Source organism: Microbacterium sp. ISL-103 (assembly GCF_018613995.1).
Taxonomy (GTDB): Bacteria; Actinomycetota; Actinomycetes; order Actinomycetales; family Microbacteriaceae; genus Microbacterium.
In genome coordinates this window covers 545-2,927 of record NZ_JAGGPD010000520.1, presented here as the reverse complement: position 1 = coordinate 2,927, position 2,383 = coordinate 545, and the positions used below count along the sequence as shown (strand labels likewise).

Below are 2,383 nucleotides of genomic sequence, written 5' to 3'. Positions count from 1 at the left end.
CCACTTTACGTTCCCCTATGCTGGGTGCACACTCAGCCCCGCCCCATGTGCACCCGATCACGGCGCGCATCGAGCTTCCAGAGGTGTGCATGTTCCAGAAGATCCTTGTGGCGAACCGCGGCGAGATCGCGATCCGCGCCTTCCGAGCGGCATTCGAGGTCGGGGCGAGAACGGTCGCCGTCTTCCCTCACGAAGACCGTGGGTCCGTGCATCGGCTCAAGGCCGATGAGGCGTACGAGATCGGCGAGCGGGGGCACCCGGTCCGGGCCTATCTCGACGTCGACGAGATCATCAGGGTCGCCAAGGATGCCGGAGCGGACGCGATCTACCCGGGCTACGGCTTCCTGTCGGGGAACCCGGAGCTGGCCGAGAAGGCCGCGGCGAACGGCATCGTCTTCATCGGCCCGCCCGCCCACGTCCTCGAGATGGCAGGCAACAAGGTCGAGGCGAAGCGCCATGCGATCGATGCCGGTGTCCCCGTGCTCCGGTCGACGCAAGCATCTGACGACATCGACGCGCTCGTGGCACAGGCCTCGGAGATCGGCTTCCCGCTCTTCGCCAAGGCCGTCGCCGGTGGCGGCGGCCGAGGCATGCGTCGGGTCGAGTCCGCGGCGGAGCTCGCTCCCGCGCTCGCTGAGGCGATGCGCGAAGCGGAGAGCGCGTTCGGCGACCCGCGGATGTTCCTCGAGCAGGCCGTGCTGCGCCCCCGCCACATCGAGGTGCAGATCGTCGCCGACAAGACCGGTGAGACCGTTCACCTCTTCGAGCGAGACTGCTCGGTGCAGCGCCGCCACCAGAAGGTGGTCGAGATCGCACCGGCACCGAATCTCGACCAGAGCATCCGCACCGCACTGCACGGGTATGCCGTCGCCTTCGCCCGGTCGATCGGGTACGAGAACGCGGGGACCGTCGAGTTCTTGCTCGAGACAGCGGGGGAGCGTACCGGCGAGGTCGTCTTCATCGAGATGAACCCGCGCATCCAGGTCGAGCACACCGTGACCGAGGAGGTCACCGACGTCGACCTCGTGCAGACGCAGATGCGCATCGCCGCCGGGCAGACGCTCGCCGAGCTCGGGCTCGAGCAGGAGAACCTCCATGTGCGCGGCGCTGCCCTGCAGTGCCGCATCACCACCGAGGACCCGACTCAGGGCTTCCGGCCGGACACCGGCAAGATCACCACGTACCGGTCGCCCGGTGGCGCCGGCATCCGCCTCGACGGCGGTACCGTGCACCAGGGCGCTCAGATCAGCCCGCACTTCGACTCGATGCTCGCCAAGCTCACCTGTCGCGGACGCGACTACCCCGCAGCGGTCGCTCGTGCCCGCCGCGCGTTGGCGGAGTTCCGCATCCGGGGCGTCTCGACGAACATCCCGTTCCTGCAGGCGCTGCTCGACGACGACGCCTTCATCGCCGGAGACGTGAGCACGTCGTTCATCGACGAGCGCCCCGACCTTCTCCGCGGACGCGAGTCCAAGGACCGCGGCACGAGGATCCTGAACTGGCTGGTCGACGTCACGGTCAACAAGCCGAACGGCGCGCATCCCGGGTCGATCGATCCGCGAACCAAGCTCCCCGCGCTCGACATGACCGCGCAACCGGTCGCCGGCTCGCGTCAGCGCCTCCTCGACCTCGGTCCCGAGGGCTTCGCGAAGAGCCTGCGTGAGCAGAGCGCGCTCGCGGTCACCGACACCACCTTCCGGGACGCGCACCAGTCACTGCTGGCGACACGGGTCCGCACTCGTGACCTCGTCGCAGTGGCACCCCACATCGCTCGAATGACGCCGGAGCTGCTCTCGGTCGAGGCCTGGGGCGGCGCTACGTACGATGTCGCACTGCGCTTCCTCGGCGAGGATCCGTGGGAGCGCCTCGACAAGCTCCGTGCAGCTCTGCCGAACGTGGCCATCCAGATGCTCCTCCGTGGACGCAACACGGTCGGCTACACCCCGTACCCGACGGCCGTGACCGAGGCGTTCGTGCGAGAGGCCGCGGCGAGCGGGGTCGACATCTTCCGGATCTTCGACGCGCTCAACGACGTCGAGCAGATGCGGCCGGCGATCGAGGCGGTGCGCAGCACCGGCACTGCCGTCGCCGAGGTAGCGCTCTGCTACACCGGAGACCTCCTGAACCCGGCGGAAGATCTCTACACGCTCGACTACTACCTGCGCCTCGCTGACCAGATCGTCGCAGCCGGGGCCCACATCATCGCGATCAAGGACATGGCGGGTCTGCTGCGGCCGGCTGCAGCAGCCAGGCTCGTCGCCGCACTGCGCGACCGCTTCGACCTCCCTGTGCATCTGCACACGCACGACACCCCGGGTGGTCAGCTCGCGACGCTGCTCGCCGCCAGCGCCGCCGGGGTGGATGCCGTGGATGCGGCATCCGC

1 protein-coding gene is annotated in these 2,383 nt (G+C 68.8%); it reads left to right on the top strand.

Annotated features, from left to right (window positions below; genetic code table 11):
• Positions 1-89: 89 nt before the first annotated feature.
• Positions 90-2,383, top strand: a 2,294-nt coding sequence (locus J7E68_RS16955) for a pyruvate carboxylase (protein ID WP_251049093.1), incomplete at its 3' end; no start/stop codon positions are given.